At 55.6% G+C, this 16466-nt stretch carries 15 protein-coding genes; 7 read left to right on the top strand and 8 right to left on the bottom strand.

The features are described 5' to 3' along the window. Position 1 precedes the first annotated feature (1 nt). Positions 2–1261 carry a CaiB/BaiF CoA transferase family protein gene (locus HQ843_RS19730; RefSeq protein ID WP_180901576.1) on the top strand — a complete coding sequence of 420 codons (1260 nt, stop codon included), beginning with the start codon at positions 2–4 and terminating at the stop codon, positions 1259–1261. Positions 1262–1444: 183 nt separating this feature from the next. On the opposite strand, the gene HQ843_RS19725 is transcribed toward HQ843_RS19730, so the two are convergent. Then, positions 1445–3031: a carboxylesterase/lipase family protein gene (locus tag HQ843_RS19725; protein ID WP_180901577.1), complete on the bottom strand. Its 1587-nt coding sequence runs from the start codon at positions 3029–3031 to the stop codon at positions 1445–1447. A 383-nt stretch (positions 3032–3414) separates the two neighbouring features. Here HQ843_RS19725 and HQ843_RS19720 point away from each other — a divergent pair, with 383 nt between their 5' ends. From HQ843_RS19720 to istB, 5 genes are read left to right on the top strand one after another with little or no spacing between them, the layout of a single operon-like run. Then, positions 3415–4401, top strand: a complete 987-nt coding sequence (locus HQ843_RS19720; protein ID WP_180901578.1) for an ABC transporter substrate-binding protein — start codon at positions 3415–3417, stop codon at positions 4399–4401. Between the two features lie 9 nt (positions 4402–4410). Further along, positions 4411–4938, top strand: coding sequence for a periplasmic substrate-binding domain-containing protein (locus HQ843_RS19715; RefSeq protein ID WP_180901579.1), 528 nt, complete (start codon positions 4411–4413; stop codon positions 4936–4938). A 24-nt stretch (positions 4939–4962) separates the two neighbouring features. Continuing rightward, positions 4963–5904, top strand: a complete 942-nt coding sequence (locus HQ843_RS19710) for an ABC transporter permease (protein WP_256432924.1) — start codon at positions 4963–4965, stop codon at positions 5902–5904. Between the two features lie 58 nt (positions 5905–5962). Next, on the top strand, positions 5963–7459 hold the full coding sequence (gene istA / locus HQ843_RS19705) for an IS21 family transposase (protein WP_180899035.1): 1497 nt from the start codon (positions 5963–5965) through the stop codon (positions 7457–7459). Further along, positions 7456–8214: an IS21-like element helper ATPase IstB gene (gene istB, locus HQ843_RS19700; protein ID WP_180899036.1), complete on the top strand. Its 759-nt coding sequence runs from the start codon at positions 7456–7458 to the stop codon at positions 8212–8214. The genes istA and istB overlap by 4 nt, the downstream gene beginning before the upstream one ends. A gap of 350 nt (positions 8215–8564) precedes the next feature. On the opposite strand, the gene HQ843_RS19695 is transcribed toward istB, so the two are convergent. Beyond that, positions 8565–9476, bottom strand: a complete 912-nt coding sequence (locus HQ843_RS19695; protein WP_180901581.1) for a LysR family transcriptional regulator — start codon at positions 9474–9476, stop codon at positions 8565–8567. Positions 9477–9671: 195 nt separating this feature from the next. Here HQ843_RS19695 and HQ843_RS19690 point away from each other — a divergent pair, with 195 nt between their 5' ends. After that, complete coding sequence (locus HQ843_RS19690; protein WP_210275314.1) at positions 9672–10673, top strand: asparaginase; 1002 nt, start codon at positions 9672–9674, stop codon at positions 10671–10673. 175 nt (positions 10674–10848) lie between these two features. Here HQ843_RS19690 and maiA read toward each other — a convergent pair whose 3' ends face one another. The 6 genes from maiA to hppD all read right to left on the bottom strand — a co-directional run bounded on the left by maiA (position 10849) and on the right by hppD (position 16443). Then, positions 10849–11469: a maleylacetoacetate isomerase gene (gene maiA / locus HQ843_RS19685; RefSeq protein ID WP_180901583.1), complete on the bottom strand. Its 621-nt coding sequence runs from the start codon at positions 11467–11469 to the stop codon at positions 10849–10851. Between the two features lie 30 nt (positions 11470–11499). Then, a complete protein-coding gene (locus HQ843_RS19680) occupies positions 11500–12903 on the bottom strand; it encodes an FAD-binding oxidoreductase (RefSeq protein ID WP_246710168.1) in 1404 nt (467 codons plus the stop codon). A 106-nt stretch (positions 12904–13009) separates the two neighbouring features. After that, complete coding sequence (locus HQ843_RS19675) at positions 13010–13537, bottom strand: MarR family winged helix-turn-helix transcriptional regulator (protein ID WP_180901585.1); 528 nt, start codon at positions 13535–13537, stop codon at positions 13010–13012. A gap of 99 nt (positions 13538–13636) precedes the next feature. Next, positions 13637–13987 (bottom strand): RidA family protein, encoded by a 351-nt coding sequence (locus tag HQ843_RS19670; RefSeq protein ID WP_246710167.1) that lies wholly within the window; start codon positions 13985–13987, stop codon positions 13637–13639. A 20-nt stretch (positions 13988–14007) separates the two neighbouring features. Then, positions 14008–15306, bottom strand: coding sequence for an alpha-hydroxy acid oxidase (locus HQ843_RS19665; protein WP_180901586.1), 1299 nt, complete (start codon positions 15304–15306; stop codon positions 14008–14010). Positions 15307–15345: 39 nt separating this feature from the next. Continuing rightward, a complete protein-coding gene (gene hppD / locus HQ843_RS19660; RefSeq protein WP_180901587.1) occupies positions 15346–16443 on the bottom strand; it encodes a 4-hydroxyphenylpyruvate dioxygenase in 1098 nt (365 codons plus the stop codon). Positions 16444–16466: the final 23 nt, after the last annotated feature.

Raw genomic sequence — 16466 nt, 5'->3', positions numbered from 1 at the left:
CATGGATATGAAGACCACTTCCAGCTCATTGCCTGAGAGTAAAAATTTATCTCGACCATTTGAGGGAATCCGGATTATCGATACCTCTCACGTCTTGGCGGGCCCGTTTTGTAGCTATCAGCTTGCCTTGCTCGGCGCCGACGTGATCAGAATTGAGCCCCCGACTGGTGGCGACGTTTCACGCAAAATGGGCCCCAACAAGGAATTCAACGATGCGGAATTGGGTCTGGCTTTCATTTCTCAGAATGCCAACAAGCGATCGTTGGCGGTGGATCTAAAAACCGAAGAAGGCAAGCAGATACTTTGGAAACTGATCGACACAGCGGACGTGTTTGTCGAAAATTACCGGCCCGGCGCCATGGACCGGCTTGGATTTTCCGCCGATGCGGTCAAGGCCCGCAAACCCGATATCATTTATGCTTCGATGACCGGGTTCGGCCAAGAAGGCGAACTTTCAAATCGTCCTGCTTATGACCATGTCGTTCAAGCGTTTTCCGGTATGATGGCGGCTAACAAAACATTGACCGGTGAGCCTCATCGCGTCGGTTTCGCCATCATCGATTACGTCACCGGATTATTTGCGGCATTTTCCATTGCCACAGCACTTTTTCACCGGCAGCGTACGGGGCAGGGACAGCGCATCGACGTTGCAATGCTTGACGCAGCGCTGATCATAATGGGGCAACTTTTGACAGAGGTCGCGATCACCGGAGATCTCAATAGGCCCGGCGGTACAAGGGCGTTCAGCGGCAGTCCGATTTCCGGCATATTCGAAACCAGCGATGGCTTGCTGGCAACAACAGCGAACACCCAAAAACAAGCAGTCGCCATGCTGAAATCCCTTGGCCTGGATGAATTGGCCGCGGACCCCCGTTTGTCAAATTGGGGAGACTACCCGGAAATGGGCGATGAATTCGCTCCATTACTCAAAGACGCTTTCGCAACGCACCCGGCGGAGCATTGGGAGCGCATTTTGTCGGATGCGAGTGTTCCGGCGGGCCGTGTGCGAACATTGCCAGAAATTCTTCATCATCCGCACCTGCAATCCCGAGAGGTTGTCTGGCCAACCCCACCAATCGATGGCTTGAGCAAACAGGTGACTGTTCCCGGCGTTGGATTTAAAATGGCGAGCGGTGGGCCGAAGATCGACCGCGCGCCTCCCAAGCGTGGCGAACACACAGTTGAAATCCTGCAATCTATGGGATTTGCCCGCCGGGAGATCGAAGCCCTGATTTCGGACGGCATCGTTAAGTCTTCATGACCTTATTGCATCGTGCTCTCGCACTTCTGATCGCGCGCCGCAGCACGCGATTTCGGCGATTTGGTCTGTCATGGGTGGATATAACCGTTAACGTTTTGATGGACTCAAAGCGAACGCTCTAAGCTCCCACTCAATCGCGCTTCTGTTCCCTGGATCAAGCCCGGGGAGAAAAGCCGCTTCCGCTTACTCTGGAAGGGCTCTAGGAGCGGCGATTCCAAAATTCCAGTTCCAGGCAACGTTGCCGGATGCACGCCGCCGACTAACGTCGTCGTCAAGGAGCTCGAACATACCCGGCAGCAGATGCTTTCGCGCAATCGGCCGCTCTGCGAAATGCATGTAGATTCGGTCGGAGCCATAGGGCTGCCATGCAGCGTTGCCAGAGGATACAGGCTGTCCATCGGCAGCAAAACTTGTCCAGTAATCCATTAGACCTGTGCTCATCGCATCGCTTTGCGGCGTCGCAGTCATCACCGGCCATTTAGGGGGTGTTCTGTCGGATGTTCCGAACAGTAACGGCAATTCGCTGCCGTGAAAAACGTCCAGTCCGGCGGCGCGTGCCCCCGCATAGCTGTGGTCGTAGAAGTACATGTAAGCTGGAAGGCCCAGTGCAGTCTGGCTGCGCACGATCTTTTCCGTCGGCCAGCCATAAACCGCATCGCGCGCGACCTCGCGCAGTGCCTCTTTGATATCTCCTGACGGGTAAACGGCGAGATAGCGTTCGGCCAATGAGCGGTTGGCAGCGTGCATTTTCTCTTCATATGCGTGCGCCGTATCCGGCACTTCCGGAATCATAAAGGGAAAGATCGACGCCTCGTCGCGATTGAAACCTGCCATCAAGGGCACGGCCGCCTGTTCACCGCGTTCAAAGATTTCAACGAGTTGTCGCGGCAGGACATGACCATCAACTGTGCCGAGGCAGGTATAGTTTTCGTCGCGCGCAGCGAGAGCAACTGATGCCGCGTCCATTACGCGCAGTTCGTCAATATTTTTGGCGCCGAGCCTTGCGCAGAATTCCTCACCCATATCCTCAGCTGATTTCGTTCCGAAGCGGTCCTCGTTGAGATGGGGGGTTGAGAGCATGTAGCCACTTTGAACGATCGCTTTGTCGAACAAGCCTCGCGCCAAAGGAGACGCGAGCAGATACATCACACTTAACGCGCCCGCCGATTCACCCATGACCGTGATGTTCGCCGGATCACCCCCAAACGAGGAAATATTACGCTTGATCCAACGCAATGCCTCCATCTGATCAAGGAGTCCGTAGTTACCTGAAACGCCGCTTTCCGACTCCGCGCTCAATTGTGGATGAGCAAGAAAGCCCAGAATACCCAGTCGATAATTGATCGAAACCACGACAATCCCGCGCCCTGCCAACTTCTCGCCATCGTAGATTTTTTCTGAGCTCGATCCCCACACAAGACTGCCGCCATGTATCCACACAATCACTGGAGCATTTGATGCGTTTTTCGGTGCCCAAATGTTCAAGGAAAGACAGTCTTCGCACTCCCCCGGCAGCTCGCTGGCAAAAATGCTCCTTGGCCAGCGTGGCGGCTGCACCGAGGCCGGCCCGAATTGGGTTGCATCGCGAACACCTGTCCAACCCCGCACGGGAGATGGTGGACGCCAGCGCGCATTCTTTGTCGGCGGCAGCGCATAGGGAATGCCTTTGAAGATCGCGATGTCTCCTGCGGCATTCCCGCACAACGATCCGCTAGGACAGTCGGCAACAACCTTATCATTCTCATTTTGAAAATTAAAATTTTGGGTCATTCAACTGAATTCTCGACATTTTGTGCGTTTGCCAAAATTCACTGGTGAGCATGAATACGCCTAAACTTGTCCGCCCGCCTATACTTGCCTTAGCACGCCAGAGCTAAAACTGGTTATTACGTTGGCTAACAGGAACGTTTACAAAACATAAAGTGCACTAACAAGACCGTTTAGATATGCTCGCCACGAGGAGGTCTCAATTGGCCCGACTAACGCTGGCTGGCATAAGATACGAAACATGTTTTCGGCGGCAATGTTGGACTGACGTTTGTGGGTTCAATCGGTGTTGAGATGTTGGAGACATCGCGGCCGACAGATTTTTGCATATGTGGATTTGAATTCTGTGTCGGGTTGTTGCCGGCGATATTGCAGGGAGGACTGTAATGACAAATTTGATGTCAAAATTTCTTTTGCCAGCCGCAGTAGCACTGGCCCTCGGCGTAGGGGCAGTGCCCACCAACGCAGAGCCTTCGGGAGTTTTGAAATTTTCCGATCAGGTGAAACTGATCACCTATGACCCGCATAGCCACAGCGGCGGCGGAATACCTTATCTGCGGCCTGTCTACGAAACGCTGTTTGAAGTAACTGCAGAAGATAAGGTCGTGCCTTTTCTGGCCTCAAGCTACGAAGTTGATGGTCTCGATGTAACAATTAAATTGCGTAACGACGTAATGTTCAGCGACGGCGACCCCTTTAACGCTGAAGCAGTTGTCGCCAACATCAATGACACCAAGCAAAAAGGCATCAATCCTGCGGTCAAGCCGATTGCCGAAGCGACCGCAGCTGACGAGTTCACCGTCAAATTGACCTTGAGCAGCCCAGCGCCGTCGCTTCTTCGTGACTTGGCCGGCACGGGCGGCATGATGATCAGCCCAAAGGCACTTCAGGACCCAGCAATCGACCGCAATCCGGTTGGAACCGGTCCCTACGTCTACAATGTCGCCGAGTCACGTGAGGGCGAAGTGCGCGTGTATACGCCGAACCCGAAATATTATGATCAGAATGAAATTGGACTTGAACGCTTAGAAGTCTGGGAAATTCCGGATAACACCGCGCGGTTGAATGCTCTCAAGACCGGTCAGATTGACCTCGGTCTCTGGCTTGCAAATCCCCAATCGGCGATCATCGACAAAACGCCCGGTTTGAAGCTGATCAAGAACAAGTCCGGTCTAACCTATCATGTCACCATTTCGGACCGGGACGGCACAGTTATCCCCGCTTTCGCCGACAAGCGAGTTCGGCAGGCGATGAACTTCGCCATGGATAGGGAAGGTTTCTCGCAGGCGATCGATTTCGGCCTATCGGTTCCGGCATACCAGCCCTTCCCTGAAGGAAGCTGGGCCTACAATCCCAACCTGGGTGCCCCTTAGGAGTACAACGTGGGAAAAGCCAACGAACTGATGCAGGAAGCTGGTTATGAGAACGGTTTTGAGTTCGACATGCCCAGCATTCCCGTCTACCAGCCACGCTTGGAGGCGATTGCCGGGTTCCTCCGCGAGATCAATATCAAGATGAACATCGTTCCGGTCGAACCGGGCACATTGGCCCGCCGCAGTCAGACTACCGATTTCCCGGCAACCAACTTGTCCTGGGTAAGTGCAAGAGATCCGTTGTTTCTGATGTCGTTCTATGTGAACGAGGACGGTCTGTTTAATCCGTTCAAGGTAAAGCCGACCGACGAGCAATTGGCCATCGGCAAGGCAGGCACTGAATCGACGGATTTCGATGCGCGCGCTCAGCACTATTGGGAACTCGTGGAGAATATGAGCGAGGATTCATACATGATGTATATCACGTTTGCGCCTTTGCTTTTCGGGGTCAGTGACGCCATCGCCAACAACGAGACGGTTGTTTTCCGGCCGAACGAAGATTCTCCTTACCTGCGCGGACTTCGTGTCGACAACTGATCATTAATAGGGCAGGGCGGACACGTGAGCAGGTTAATTATTCAGAGACTTTTGGCACTTCTGCCTCTGATGTTTCTGGTGTCCGTCCTGTCTTTTTCCTTTACCTCGATGCTTCCCAGTGACCCCGTAGACTTGATACTCGGTGAAGAGGGGTCGATGGAACAGCGCGAGCAGATGCGCGAGCAACTTGGTCTGAACGATTTTGTCGTGACCCGCTATGTAAACTGGCTCGGCTCCGCACTCCAAGGTGATCTGGGCACATCGTTTTTCAACAGTGTGAAAGTCAGTGAAGCGGTCACACAGAGACTTCCTGTGACCTTGTCCCTCACTATTGTATCGGCGCTGATTTCGATCATCGTCGGGATTCCTGCGGGCATTGCCGCGGCGCTCAATCCGGGTTCTCTTATCGACCGCTTGGCAACTGTAGGCGCTACACTCGGTCAAGCGATTCCCAATTTCTGGTTCGGTATTCTGCTCGCCGCGGGATTCGCCGTTACGCTGCGATGGTTTCCAGCCACGGGCTTCACACCGATAAACGTGTCTCCATGGGAATGGCTACGCTCGATTACCCTTCCAGCAGTCGCCCTCGGCCTCAGCACCAGCGCAGCGCTGGCGCGTCAGGTCCGCTCGGCAATGGTCGGTGTCCTGCAAATGGACTATGTGCGGGCGGCGCGTGCGCAAGGTCTTTCTTCGCGCCGGGTCATCATCCGGCACGCTCTCAAAAATGCGCTCATTCCTGTGGTCTCGGTCTTGTCTTTCCAGATAACGATCTTGCTTGGCGGGGCGCTTATCATTGAGCAGGTCTTTGCCATCAATGGTCTGGGGTCACTCGCTATCACTGCTGTGCGCCAGCAGGATATTCCAATGATTCAAGGTATCGTCCTGGTCATGGTCGGCTTTGTTGAGAACGGCGGTGCAAAAGTCGGCCACGGAAGCGGCGGAATAATTCGTCCGCGGGCGGAGTAAAATCCGGCCACCTATTTTCCTTCTGCAATGAGCGCAGGAGGGACAGAGGATCTACACCGTGGAACTTTATCTGAAGGTTCGTCTGGCCGTCTCGGAAGGGATGAGCCGACGTCAGGCAGCCAAGCACTTCAACATATCCCGCGACAGCGTAGCGAAGATGTTGTCGTATTCGACGCCTCCTGGCTATCAGCGACAATCACCGGTCCGGCGGCCGAAGCTGGACGCGTTCGTTTCAACGATCGACCACTGGTTGGACGAAGACAGACACGTACCGCGCAAACAGCGCCATACAGCCAAGCGTGTGTTTGACCGGCTTCGTGATGAGTGCGGGTTCACCGGCGGCTATACGATTATCAAGGGCTATATCCGGGAGCGGGAACAGCGCCGTCAGGAAGTCTTCGTGCCGCTTTCTCATCCGCCCGGCCATGCGCAGGCCGATTTCGGTGAGGCGACGGTCGTGATCGGAGGTGTCGAGCAGAAAGCCCATTTCTTCGTACTCGATCTTCCGCATAGCGACGGTTGCTATGTGCGGGCTTATCCGGCGGCGGTAGCCGAGGCTTGGGTCGATGGCCACGTCCATGCGTTCGCCTTCTTCGGGGCCGTGCCTCCATCAATCGTCTATGACAATGACCGCTGCCTTGTGGCGAAGATCCTGCCTGATGGCACGCGCAAGCGGGCAACACTGTTCAGCGGGTTCCTGTCCCATTATCTGATCCGGGATCGCTATGGCCGCCCCGGAAAGGGTAATGACAAGGGGAATGTCGAGGGCCTCGTGGGCTATGCGCGGCGTAACTTCATGGTCCCCATCCCGCAGTTTCCAACGTGGGATGCGTTCAATGCCTTTCTGGAAGAACAGTGCCGCAAGCGCCAGCGCGACAGGCTGCGTGGTGAGAGCGAGATGATCGGTGAACGGCTGCAGCGTGATCTGGCTGCCATGCAGTCCTTGCCAGCCTCCCCATTTGACGCCTGCGATCAGGCCAGCGCCAGGGTCACGGCACAGTCTCTCGTTCGCTACAAGACGAACGACTATTCCGTACCCGTCGCCTACGGTCACCAGGACGTCTGGGTCCGAGGCTATGTCGACAAGGTGGTGATTGGTTGCCGCGGCGAGATCATCGCCCGCCATCCCAGGAGCTTTGATCGGGAGGATGTCATCTTCGACCCTGTGCATTACCTGCCGCTGATCGAGCAGAAGATCAATGCGCTGGATCAGGCAGCCCCTTTGCAGGGCTGGGATCTGCCGGAGGAGTTCGCGACACTGTGCCGTCTGATGGAAGGCCGCATGGCAAAGCATGGCCGGCGAGAATACGTGCAGGTTCTTCGACTGCTGGAAAGCTTCGATATGGCTGACCTGCATGCGGCGATCAAGCAAGCCATTCATCTCGGTGCGATCGGCTTCGACGCCGTCAAACATCTGATTCTTTGCCGGGTGGAGCGCCGGCCGCCGCGACTTGATCTGTCGATCTATCCCTACCTGCCGAGAGCAACCGTGGAGACGACATCGGCGAAGGCGTATATGGGCCTCCTGTCATCGGGGAAGGGAGAAGCGGCATGAGCACCGAAGCACCCGAGATCCTGCTTGCCCACGACCTCAAGAGCCTGAAGCTGCCGACCTTCCAGCGGGAGTATCAGAAACTGGCCCGGCTTTGCGCCACCGAGGGCGTTGATCATATCGGATACCTCACCCGGCTTGCCGAGCGGGAAATGATCGAACGGGATCGCCGCAAGGTCGAGCGCCGTATCAAGGCAGCCAAATTCCCGGTTGTCAAAAGCCTCGACAGTTTCGATTTTACCGCCATACCGAAGCTCAACAAGATGCAGGTGCTGGAACTGGCCCGCTGCGAATGGATCGAGCGTCGCGAGAACGTCATCGCTCTCGGCCCCAGCGGAACCGGGAAGACGCACATAGCGCTCGCCCTTGGCCTGGCCGCCTGCCAGAAGGGCCTGTCCGTTGGCTTCACCACAGCAGCTGCCATGGTCAGCGAGATGATGGAGGCCCGTGACGAGCGGCGTCTCCTACGTTTCCAGAAGCAGATGGCAGGATACAAGCTGCTGATCATCGACGAACTTGGCTTCGTGCCGTTGTCAAAGACCGGCGCGGAGCTGCTGTTCGAGTTGATCTCGCAACGCTATGAGCGGGGCGCCACCCTGATCACCAGCAATCTGCCCTTTGACGAATGGACAGAAATCCTGGGATCCGAGCGACTGACTGGCGCTCTGCTCGACCGCGTCACCCACCACGTCAACATTCTCGAAATGAATGGCGACAGCTATCGTCTCGCCCAAAGCCGCGCCAGAAAGGCTGGCTGAAACCCTTCAGAAAATCGCTACGCCGGTATGAGACCCCCGCTCGGGCTACGCCCTCCCGCGGGTCTCATACCGGCGTCCAAAGTGGCCGACTTTTGCTCCGCCCCGTGGCCGGTTTTTACGCCGCCGTTGACAGGGAAAGCCCAAACTTGAGCCTATGGCTGTAGAAAACTGGTCGGTGCCACACGTAAACACAGGATGGGACGATTAGACATTCGTTTGCGGCGCCGGGCGGAGGGCAAATCTCACTCTGAACACTCTCTCGCCACATCAGGATGCGTCACTGAACTGCCGGTTGCCACGCAGCTGGCACCGGCCCAGTTGCCAGCCATAATCCAACAAGCTCTAGACCGTCAGTACTTTTTGTTGGGCGTTCGAATGAGTCCTTTCGCTTCCAGGGTCTTGGCTTCTGACCTGAGTACGGCAATCAGTTCTTCGCTTGCGCGACTGAGAGGGCGTCCTCTCGATGTGGCGATCCACCTCGTGACACTGTAATCCGTTACTTCCGAAACATGGAGGTCCTTGGCGACATCCAAGGCTAGTGCACACGAAGGCAATATGGCACACCCATGGCCGTTTTGGACCAATTTGAGAACCGGATAAAGACTATCGATCTGAACAGGGGGTTCCATCGCGCCGTGTCCCGAAATCGACGCCTCTAATAATTTTGATCTTTTGCCCTGTGAAGAGGTAATCAAAGGGAGTCGAGTTGCTTCATCGAGTGTCAGTCTCTTGCGTATGTCTTGAGTTCCACCGGGTGCCAGCAAGAGTATTTGTTCATGGAAGAGCAATTCCAATTTCCAGTGGTCACTGCTTGGCGGTTCGGTAACCACTGCAATTTCTGAATCACCCTGGCTCACCCGGTTCAATGCATCCGGTGACAAGCCCTCCGATAACCGAAGTTGTACGTTTGGATAATTCTTCAGGAAGTGAATGGCCAAGGGCTCGAATAAGATTGTAGCCAAGCTGGATGGCGCCACCAGACTGGCGATACCGCGCAATTCCCCGTGGTGTGTTTGCAGGTCCTGGCGGACAGTAGATACGTCATCGAGTATGCGGCGAGCGCGCTCAAACAAAATTTTGCCCGCCTCAGTCAGGGCGATTCCTCTCGGAAGCCGGGTAAACAGTTCACCACCCACATCGTGCTCAAGTAACTTGATGTGTCGACTGAGCGCAGATTGAGCGATGTTTATTCGTTGCGCGGCTGCGCTAAAGCTTCCAGCTTCGGCTACGGCAAAAAAATAGCGCAATTCCTTCAGATCCACTACTTTCACCTATCGCAAAATGGTATGGTTATCTTCTTGTTTCAGCGCTTGTAGCATGGCAACTCTACCCATTATATGCAAGATGATTGCGGCTTTCGCGAATGGACTTTGTTGGAAGCGCAGACGAGGTCAGCGCTCCGTGGTAACACCCCTACCAGCGGTATTTGCTACTTTTGGCGGTTGAGGAGATACTTTTTGAAGCGGGTCGTAATTTTTGGTTTGGGCGGCACCATTGCGTCTACGGCGACCTCTTCAATCGGGGTTGTACCCCAGCTCGATGTGACAGAGATCATTGACGCAGTTCCAAGTATCGAAACTTTAGCAAAAATTGAGTGTGTTTCTTTTCGCAACTTACCTGGCGCTCACCTGTGCGTGGAAGACCTCTTTCAGCTGGCAACCGATATAGAACAGGCGCATTGCGATGGCGCAGACGGGGTTGTCGTTGTCCAGGGCACAGATACTATTGAGGAAACCGCATACGTACTGGATTTGTTGGTTGGCACAGCGGGTGCTGTTGTGGTCACCGGAGCGATGCGAAATCCGACGTTGCCGAGTGCAGACGGCCCCGCAAACTTGTTAGCGGCGGTGACGGTTGCGTCGACGGAGACTTTTGGAAATGTGGGCACTGTCGTCGTCCTGAATGACAGCGTTCATGCGGCGGCTTGGGTACGCAAAGCGCATACCGGATCTCCATCTGCATTTGCTTCGCCTATGACCGGACCAATGGGATGGATATCGGAAAAAGCGGCCTATAAGGCGTGGTCGCCGACACGTCCTGGTAATATCGCGACTGCACACCTCAACGAAAAGGCGGCGAAAGTCGCATTGCTGAACACTTGGCTGGGAGACGATGGCGGCCTGGTTAGGGCCGTCGTTGATCTTGGATTTGATGGAGTTGTTATTGCCGGGTTGGGTGGTGGCCACACCAACGTTGCAGTTGCTAGTGCGCTCGAAGAAATTGCAAAGAGCGTGCCGGTTGTCATCGTCTCAAGGGTGGGTGCGGGAGAGACTCTGAGAAACACCTATGGCTTCTTAGGGTCGGAAATGGACTTGGCATCTCGTGGTCTGGTGTCTGCGGCATCGTTGGATGGCGTGAAAGCCCGCCTCTTGCTCACTTTGCTTTTGTCCCGTAGAGACAGCGACACTGGCGCCGCCCTGAAGGATTTTCAAAGATTTTCGCAGGGGTACAGGATTTAGCGCTCCGTCGTGAACCTTCACCTCAGCAAGAAAGGTTGAGGCGAGATGTCCAATCCGTTGCTTTAACATCCGATCCGTTAAAGGTCATCATAATCGGTTGATGTTTCGACTGTGCATAGGCCCGCGATCAAGTTCGACTTTCGGAATTCCACATGTTGGCCGAAACGAGTCGGCATCAGGTTTTTCGTACGTCGTCAGGGTGCGCAGCGGAAAAGGCGGGTATGGAAGAAAGATGCGCCTCCACACGGCGAATCTTCGGCATAGCGTCCAGTGGCACGCCCCACCGGTGGGCATTGTAAAGCTGAGGCATCAGGCAAATATCTGCGAGGCTGACTTTGGTGCCGTGGCAGTAATCGCCATCGTCGAGCATTGCTTCAAATGCGGCAAGACCGGGTCCGATGAAGCTTTGCATCCAGCTTTCCATGGTGATCCCGCCGTCGGATTGCGACACGGCATGGCGGGCGGGACCCAGATTGCAGACAGGATGGATGTCCATGGCAATTGCATAGGCAAGGGTACGAATGCGGGCGCGCGCTGATGCACTGGATGATAACAGGTTGAGGCCGCGCGTTTCATCGAGATACTCGATAATTGCAAGTGATTGGGTGAAAACATTCCCGTCTATTTCAATCGCAGGTACCAGGCCTTGCGGATTGCGGGCGAGGTAAGCCGAGCCCTTCTGCTCATCGTCGACCAGATTTATCGATACGGTTTTCCATTCGAGGTTAGCCAATCCCAAGGAGATCCGCACACGATAGCTGGCTGAAGATCTCCAATAGTCATAAAGAGTGATCATCTTTAACCCTTCTTTGTTGAAGCGTCGCTGCTACAAGATGGAAACCACATAGTCGTGCGGGATGATCTTGCCGGGGTTCAGCAAGCCCTTTGGATCGAGTGCTGTCTTGAGCGCGGCCATCGCGCTCAAGGCTGGCCCGTGCTCGAGGGGCATATACTTCATCTTGCCAAGCCCGACACCATGTTCGCCAGTGCATGTGCCGCCCATGGCGATGGCGCGCTCAACCAGTCTTGCGCTGACGGTTTCCGCGCGGGCCATTTCGTCCGCATCCTCGGGGTCCAGCAACAATAAAGCGTGGAAATTTCCGTCTCCCACGTGCCCGCAGATGGGCGCAAGAATTCCCTCCTTCTCAAGGTCTTCCGCCGTCTCCTGAATACATCGTGCCAATTGCGAGATTGGTACACACACATCTGTTGGCCACGCATGTGCTCCCGGACGCAAGGCGGTTGCGGCAAAATATGCATCGTGACGCGCCGTCCAAAGCCGGTTTCGCTCCTCAGCCTGTTCAGCCGCCGTAAATTCGGTTCCGCCACAGTCCTTGCACACAGACCCGGCGATTTCAGATTGTTCGGCGATATGGGCGGGTGAGCCGTGGAACTCGAAAAAGAGGCAGGGTTGAAGCGGGTGCGAGAGGTGCGAATAGGCATTGCTGGCTTGCATCTGCACAGTATCCATCAGTTCCATCCGCGCAACTGAAAGCCCCAATTGTTTGATGCCTATGGCGGCGTCCACGGCCTGAACCAGCGAGGGAAATGGGCAGACGGCGACGCTCACCGCTTCGGGAATGCCGTAGAGTTTTACGGTCAGCTCGGTGATGACACCCAAGGTTCCTTCGGAGCCAACGAACAATCCGGTCAGGTCGTAACCTGCAGCGGATTTTTGCGCGCGGCTTCCGGTCCTTATGATGGTTCCGTTCGCAAGTACGACTTCTAGTGCCAGCACGTTGTCCCGCATCGTTCCATAGCGCACCGCGTTGGTGCCGGAAGCCCTGGTCGCCGCCATGCCACCGATCGAGGCATCCGCGCCTGGATCGATTGGGAAAAAGAGACCCGTGTCGCGCAAGGCCTGATTGAGCGCTTTTCGGGTTACGCCCGGCTCCACAACCGCAAGCATATCCTGCGGCCTGATTTCGACGAGATTGTTCATGCGTGACAGGTCTATGCAAACGCCACCTTGCGCCGCGGCGACCTGATCCTCGACCGAGGTTCCGGCACCAAATGCTATGATCGGCACATTGTGCCGATGGCACGCTTCCGTAATTCGCGAGACCTCGTTCGCCGTATCGGCAAAGGCGACGGCATCCGGCTCCATGCCACGTCGGTCTGAAACACCATGGCCATGATGCTCTCGAACTGCCGCCGAAGTGCTAAGCCTCTCGCCGAGAAGTTTGGAGAGTTCGACGACACACTTATCGAGATTAGACGGGCGCCTCATATTCTCCTCCATTGAAAATCACAAGTGGTCCGTCATTGGCAGCGAATGGTCCTGTGGTGATGACGGTGCCGTCGATGTGCGATGCCGTGACACAAGTATCCGCGCGTCACTTCTTGGGATTGTCTTCGTCCTGTTCTTTGAAAACCTCCTTGGCGACCGCGACGACCTTGCTCGTCAGATTACGCAACGTCTCGACCTCGGCGGCGCTCAACTCGGCGAGAAGCCGCCGCTCGATCTCAATCGCGTAAGGCGCGATCGTCGCATAAACTTCTGCGCCGCGCTGGCTCAGGCGCAACACCACCTTACGTCGGTCATGCGAATCGGTGCGTCGGCTGATCATCCCGATCTTGTGCAGCTGATTGATGGCACGCGTCACCTGTACCTGGTCCATGGCGGTGTGTGCGGCGACCTCTTTTGCGGAGAGCGGCGAGTGAATGGCGAGGTTCGCCATGACGCGCCATCCGGTCACCGATAGCCCAAACCGGCTATTGTAGAGTTCTTCGAGATAAAGCGAGGTCTGATTGGAAATGTATGAGAATTGATAAGGAATCCAGTCATCGAGATTAAGGATGACGGAACCTCCATGAAACACTTTTTCGGCGGGCTTTGCAGGGGAATTCTTGTCTTGCTTCACGATATTTCCAATTGTGGTCAATTAATCTTGCGTATCCATCCATATCCGGTCATCCGTCTATACACCATCCACGTGTGGTTGTGAGCATGCGATGCGCATCTACACTGCCGCCGTGACCTGGATTTCGAGCTTGAGACCGGGCATAACAAGTCGCGCACCGACAGTCGCTCTTGCAGGGGGACGGACGTCTTTCAGCCAGCCCTGCCAAAGTGTATTGAATTCAGTGAATTCGTCGAGGTCGACAAGCCATATTGAAACGTTCAGGAGTTTCGAGCGATCTGTTCCCGCTTGCTTGAGCAGATCGTCGATGCGCGCGAAAATCGCCTGTGCCTGGTCTGCGAACGGGGCGCCGCGGGCCTCCATCGCGACCTGGCCGGACAGATACGCAACGCCATTATGAATGGTGACGTCCGACATCAGAGGGTTTTCACCGATATGGGTGATGCTCACGCAAAGTACGCCTTTAAAAACTAGTCTGCCTTCAGTGGCGCGGGCGGCAACCGGGACATATCCATCAAGTGGTCGCGCGTAAGATCCGAGACCCGCGGGACGCCGAGGAGCACAAGCGCCCGTTCCACTTCCGTCTTCAACAGGTGAATGACGTGATCGACGCCCGGTCGACCGGCGGCGCCTACACCATAAAGTGTGTTGCGACCCATCAGTACGGCATTCGCTCCCAAGGCTCTGGCTTTGAGAATATCGGCGCCGCGCCGGAAGCCCCCGTCGCAGAAAATGGTCGGTGAAGGTCCGACGGCATCGCGCACCCTTTCAACAACATGCAGGGAGGACACTGCACCATCCAGCTGTCGCCCTCCGTGGTTTGACAATATGAAGCCATCAGCTCCGATCTTCACTGCCGTCCCAGCGTCTTCGGCACTCAGAACACCCTTGATGACGACCGGTCCATCCCAGAGTTCGACGAATTCCTCTACCTCGCGCCATGTCACCGAGGGGTCGAGTTGCTCGCTCATGAACACGACAAGCCCCTGCGCGTTTTGAGCAGCCTTTGCGGCCGCCTCCACCATGTTTTCAGGCTTGGGCGCGCCGTTGGCCAGCAGCCGCCCGATCCAACCAGGCCGTCTCAGTATGTCGAGTGCGCTACGCATGGTGGGACGCAAGGGCAAGGTGAAATCGTTTTTTGGATCTCGTTCGCGATTGCCCCCGGTTGCGCAATCCACGGTGATGACCAAAACTTTGTAACCGGCCTGCTTGGCGCGGCTGACAAGCTCTCGGGCAAGGCCTCTGTCCTTAAAGATGTAGAGCTGGAACCAAAGTCCCGCACCGGCATTTTCAGCGACTTCTTCAAGACGCACGCTCGAGACGGTGCTGAGGCAGAACGGAATATTGGCGGCTTTGGCGCCTTGAGCGATTAAAGTCTCAGCCTTGGGCCAGGCAAGACCAGCAAGCCCTGTAGGTCCGATGCCGAATGGCGCATCATACGTGTCGCCGAACAGTTCCACCGACATGTCGATGCGGCTGACATCCACACCCACCCTGTGTACGAAGCCCCAGTTGTCGAACTGAGAGCGGTTACGTCGGCGCGAAATTTCCTGTTCGGCGGCACCATCTATAAAGTCGAAGATCGCCCGTGGCATGGCCTTTTTGGCGCGCGCGCGCATCTTCAGCACGTTTTGCACCTTGGCAAGGCGGGGCAGGGGAAGTGCAGTTGAATTGCCAACCCGCTCCACAGGGACGCTTTGCACTTTATAGTCAAGCGAAATGGCGTCAGGGCGGAGTTCGACTTTTTCCGTCACGATGAGATACTCCATCAAAGAAATTCAAGAACCACTGTTTCAGAGCTCTGCCGACTAAGAAGCCTGTACGACCCCCCGCTTGATCTGGTCGCGCTCGATCGCTTCAAACAGCGCCTTGGCATTGTTGTTGCCAAACCCTTCATTGCCGCGCCGCTCGATGAACTCGAAAAAGATCGGCCCGATCAGGTTTTTCGAGAACAGCTGGAGCAAGATGGTCCATTCGCCGCTTTCATCACGATCTCCATCGATCAGGATTCCGTTGGATTTGAGCCGTGCAACATCTTGGCCATGGCCCGGCATGCGGCCCTCGATATCGCCATAATAGGTGTCGGGAATTTCCATCAGCGGAATACCGTTGTCAGAAATCTGTTCGATGCTTTCGTTCAGATTATTGCTGAGAAAAGCGAGATGCTGCACGCCTTCGCCTTTGTACGCGTCGATGTATTCCTGGATTTGCGACTTTTCGTCAGTTGGCTCATTCACCGGAATACAGATTCGGTTGCACGGACTTTTCATTGCGCGTGTTCTCAGACCCGTGCTCTGACCTTTGGTGTCGAGATAAAAAACTTCCCGGAAGTTGAAGGCATTCCGGTAAAAGGCGGCCCAGCGCTCCATATTGCCGGCCATCACATTGTGGGTGAGGTGATCGATGAGTTTGAAGCCGGCGCCCTCGACCTGTTTCAAGTTATCGCCTGAGAGCGGCACAAATTCTTCGGCTTTGATGCGCTCCTCGGTGTCGCGCGTCATTAAATACAAAAGGCTGTGGCCGATTCCGTCCATGGCCGGCGCTCCGATGGTCAACACGCCGCGATCGCCGTCGTAATAGACGATGCCGTTATCGGCCGCCGCGGCGCAGGACACCTTTTCGTCGGCAATCCGGAAGGAAATGGCCGAAATGCAGGGGCCGTGCAGCTTGGCGAAGTTCACGCCATAGGTCTCAGCGTCGTCATTGAGCAATACGTCCATCTCGCCCTGTCGCCACAGTTGAACCGAATGGCGGCGGTGATTGGCGATGTGCTCGAATCCGCATTTTTCCAGTAGGGTCGCGATCGGCTTGATATCCACTGCACTGAACTCGATAAAGGGAATGCCGTCGGTGCCCAACGGATTATCATACACTTTTTTCGGGTCTTTCTCGACTGGAATGCCCATAAGAATTCCTCCTGCTTTAGGGT

The sequence above is a fragment of the Martelella sp. NC20 genome (assembly GCF_013459645.1).
In the GTDB taxonomy this organism is placed as follows: domain Bacteria; phylum Pseudomonadota; class Alphaproteobacteria; order Rhizobiales; family Rhizobiaceae; genus Martelella.
Note: the sequence above shows the minus strand (reverse complement) of the source record. Positions and strands in the feature narration are given on the sequence as shown.

Coding starts and splice junctions, on each gene's coding strand:
- HQ843_RS19730 (WP_180901576.1), top strand. CDS start 2: ATGGATATGAAGACCACTTCCAGCTCATTGCCTGAGAGTAAAAATTTA.
- HQ843_RS19725 (WP_180901577.1), bottom strand. CDS start 3,031: ATGACCCAAAATTTTAATTTTCAAAATGAGAATGATAAGGTTGTTGCC.
- HQ843_RS19720 (WP_180901578.1), top strand. CDS start 3,415: ATGACAAATTTGATGTCAAAATTTCTTTTGCCAGCCGCAGTAGCACTG.
- istB (WP_180899036.1), top strand. CDS start 7,456: ATGAGCACCGAAGCACCCGAGATCCTGCTTGCCCACGACCTCAAGAGC.
- maiA (WP_180901583.1), bottom strand. CDS start 11,469: ATGATCACTCTTTATGACTATTGGAGATCTTCAGCCAGCTATCGTGTG.
- HQ843_RS19680 (WP_246710168.1), bottom strand. CDS start 12,903: ATGAGGCGCCCGTCTAATCTCGATAAGTGTGTCGTCGAACTCTCCAAA.
- HQ843_RS19665 (WP_180901586.1), bottom strand. CDS start 15,306: ATGGAGTATCTCATCGTGACGGAAAAAGTCGAACTCCGCCCTGACGCC.
- hppD (WP_180901587.1), bottom strand. CDS start 16,443: ATGGGCATTCCAGTCGAGAAAGACCCGAAAAAAGTGTATGATAATCCG.